Annotated in this window: 3 protein-coding genes; 2 read left to right on the top strand and 1 reads right to left on the bottom strand. The window is 45.7% G+C overall.

The window, feature by feature from the left end; translation table 11 throughout:
• Positions 1-136: 136 nt before the first annotated feature.
• Entirely contained in the window at positions 137-946 is an 810-nt protein-coding gene (locus QUB56_RS36580; protein ID WP_332961253.1) for a calcium-binding protein, read from the bottom strand.
• Positions 947-1142: 196 nt separating this feature from the next.
• Here QUB56_RS36580 and QUB56_RS36575 point away from each other — a divergent pair, with 196 nt between their 5' ends.
• Together QUB56_RS36575 and QUB56_RS36570 are read left to right on the top strand one after the other, a co-directional pair.
• Positions 1143-2123 carry an ATP-binding cassette domain-containing protein gene (locus QUB56_RS36575; protein WP_332961252.1) on the top strand — a complete coding sequence of 327 codons (981 nt, stop codon included), beginning with the start codon at positions 1143-1145 and terminating at the stop codon, positions 2121-2123.
• Between the two features lie 191 nt (positions 2124-2314).
• Positions 2315-3103 (top strand): ABC-2 family transporter protein, encoded by a 789-nt coding sequence (locus QUB56_RS36570; protein ID WP_332961251.1) that lies wholly within the window; start codon positions 2315-2317, stop codon positions 3101-3103.
• Positions 3104-3262: the final 159 nt, after the last annotated feature.

The raw sequence follows: 3262 nt of genomic DNA, 5'->3' as shown, positions 1-3262 counted from the left end.
GTCCAAAAAGGACGGGCGGGACGCCCATCCCACAATAATAATTAAAATTGTAAGTTATTTAATTCGCGATCCTTAGATAATGGGCAATGGGTAAGGTGCGCAGTGCGCACCCTACTAGAGATATATCAGCAACGAATTAAAGCACAGAATTCGCACTAATAAAACGGCCGTTTAAATCGGCTGGGGTCACGTTCAACACAGTACCCAACAAAGCATTAGCAACACCGAATCTAATATTAGTAGCTTCCACGCGGCCGTTGCCATCGGGATCGAGACTTTGCAGCGAGATGCCGCCCTTGGCTAACAAACTCGTTCCCCCCGCTATAGTTGCAGGATCGATCAGCAGCAGTCTCGGATCGTTTAAGCTATAACTTATCTGTTCCAAGGAGATATTGCTGCTGGTAAATCCCACACTAATTCCAATCGAATCGCTAGACTTATCAAAATCCACAATTAGCGCGTCAGGGACTTCAATTCCAGCTAGTCGGATTCCCGCTTGATCGACTCGAAAAACAAAGAGATCGCTCCCACCACCACCTTTGTAAACATCCACATCTCTGTCGCCAATTAAAGTATCATTACCGTCACCGCCAACTAAGAAATCAACACCTTGCCCACCGCGCAGCAAATCATTTCCCGCACCCCCATCAAGGAAATCGCTATTTCTATCTCCTGTCAAGAAATCCTCGCCATTTTCTCCCAAAACATCGTCATCATCTTTGCCGCCGTAAATAAAATCACTGCCGGCACCGCCTAACAGACTGTCTTTACCATCGTTGCCGAAAATACGTTCTGCATCTGACGAACCCCTGACAGTATCATTGCCGCCCACCATCCAAAGTCCCCCAGGAAAACTAGCAAGTTGTCCTGGTGCAAGTGTAATATTTTCAGGAGAATTGTCTCCTACCAAACGAGAGATGCCTGAATTATCGGGCGTGAGTACCATAGTTGTAAACTTTGTGGATGCGATCGTGGATATTTTGCAATATTCTAAAGCTGAGTAGGGTGCGCCAGAACACAGTTACTTTTTCTGAGCGATTGAGCAATGGCTGGCTTACCCTACTTGAGGCCTCTATCGCTCCATCTTGGCACAAGCCTGATAGAAGTATCCTAGATTAAAATAAAAGTTAAAATTTGAGCCGATGCCAATTATCTTAGTTGAAGACTTGAGCAAAGTTTATCCAGTAGCGATTAAAGAACCGGGACTTAAAGGAACAGTGCGACACTTTTTCAGTCGCACGTACCGAAATGTCAAAGCAGTTGAGGGCGTTTCTTTCAGTATTGAACCTGGGGAAGTGGTGGGGTTTCTAGGCGCTAACGGTGCGGGCAAAACTACTACGCTGAAAATGCTGACTGGTTTGATTTATCCGTCTGCTGGTACTGTGAGAGTGTGCGATCGCACTCCTTTTCGTCGCGAAGCAGATTTTCTACAAAGAATCACCTTAGTGATGGGGCAGAAACAGCAGTTAATTTGGGATTTACCCGTGCTTGACTCTCTGCGAATCAATGCCGCTGTCTACGGTATTCCCGATAAAGATTATCGGCGGCGAGTCGGAGAATTGACAGAAATGCTGTCACTAGAAGGCAAGTTAAATCAGGCGGTGCGCAAGCTTTCTTTGGGCGAACGCATGAAAGCTGAATTGATGGCGGCGCTGCTGCACCAGCCGGAGGTATTATTTTTAGATGAACCGACTTTAGGTTTGGATATAAACGCACAGTTTAGCGTCAGGCAATTTCTGCGAGAATATAACGAGCGCTATCAAGCAACGGTGCTGTTGACGAGCCATTACATGGCTGACATTACTGCTTTGTGCAAGCGCGTTTTATTGATCCATGAAGGGCAATTAGTTTATGATGGCAGTTTGGACGGGTTGCTCGACAGGTTTGCACCTTATCGGGAAGTTCAGGTAAAATTAGCCCATCCGCTGGCAAAAGATAGCGCTTTTGCTTACGGAGAGGTAGAATCAATTGAGGGAAATTCAGTGCGACTTTTGGTCAAAAGGGAGGAGCTGACGGTGAGCGTGGCAAAGATTTTGGCTGAGTTAGAAGTGATAGATTTGACTGTTACTGACCCGCCTATTGAAGAGGTGATAGGGCGAGTTTTTCGGACTGGAAAAATTTAAGTGACTGCGCCGATAAATTTGGTGCGATTAAAATTAACCACAATACTTGTAGGGGCGGGTTTAATCAACCATCTATTCCGGCAGACTAATAATCTAGATCGACCCGCCCCCACGATGCGATTGAATTCCCTCGCGGGCAATTCACCGGACAGGATATAAATATAAATCTACAGGATTTATTGAGATGCTATATGAACAGATTTTTGAGAATTAGTAAAACTTTCCTAGTTACCTACTACGCTTATATGCTCGAATATCGGGCGGAATTGTTTTTGTGGGCGCTGTCGGGATCTTTGCCGTTTATCTTGATGGGCGTCTGGATGCAGGCGGCCGAAACGGGTCAATTTGGGCTGAAGTCGATCGACTTTGCCCGTTATTTTTTAGCGGCTTTCATTGTGAGGCAAACAAATGTAGTTTGGGTAATTTGGGAGTTTGAAAAGGAAGTAGTGCAAGGCAGGCTATCTAATAGATTGTTGCAGCCTCTCGATCCGGTATGGCATCACTTTGCATCTCACGTTTCCGAAAGGTTTGCGAGGCTGCCGTTTGTATGCGGATTAGTGCTGCTGTTTTTTGCGCTTTACCCCCAGACTTTTTGGCTGCCGAGTTTGGGCAGGTTTTTGCTGTTTTTGTTGGTTGTCGTCTTGGCTTTTTGCTTGCGGTTCTCGATCCAGTATACCTTTGCGCTGTTTGCTTTTTGGCTGGAAAGGGCAAGTGCGATCGAACAATTCTGGTTTTTAATTTACCTATTTTTATCGGGACTTATCGCGCCGCTAGAAGTGTTTCCCGCACCCGTGCGCGAAGTAGTTTTGTGGACGCCGTTTCCTTATTTGATTCATTTTCCCGCTTCAATCTTGATCGGATTGCCCGTAGATGTAGGTCGCGGTTTGTTGGTAATGTTGGGTTGGAGTGCGGTGTTTTTTGTGTGGAACCGCTGGCTTTGGCGGCAGGGTTTGAAGCAGTATTCGGGCATGGGAGCTTAAATAATAATTAAAAATTAGAAAACTGTAAGCTGCGTCACAGTAAAATGTTAATTGTTTTGTCAAAAAAACTTACTTGACGCATCCTACTTAGGAATGAGAATTAAATAACTTCCACTCTTGAAAGTGGGATGGGCGTCCCGCCCGTCCTTTTTGGACGGG

This window comes from Microcoleus sp. AR_TQ3_B6, from assembly GCF_036702785.1.
Classification (GTDB): Bacteria; Cyanobacteriota; Cyanobacteriia; order Cyanobacteriales; family Microcoleaceae; genus Microcoleus.
The sequence above is the reverse complement of the archived record's forward strand: the minus strand, read 5'-3'. Positions and strand labels throughout refer to the sequence as shown.

Bases quoted from the DNA above. Each gene is read 5' to 3' on its own strand.
- QUB56_RS36580 (WP_332961253.1), bottom strand. From the start codon at position 946: ATGGTACTCACGCCCGATAATTCAGGCATCTCTCGTTTGGTAGGAGAC.
- QUB56_RS36575 (WP_332961252.1), top strand. From the start codon at position 1,143: ATGCCAATTATCTTAGTTGAAGACTTGAGCAAAGTTTATCCAGTAGCG.
- QUB56_RS36570 (WP_332961251.1), top strand. From the start codon at position 2,315: ATGAACAGATTTTTGAGAATTAGTAAAACTTTCCTAGTTACCTACTAC.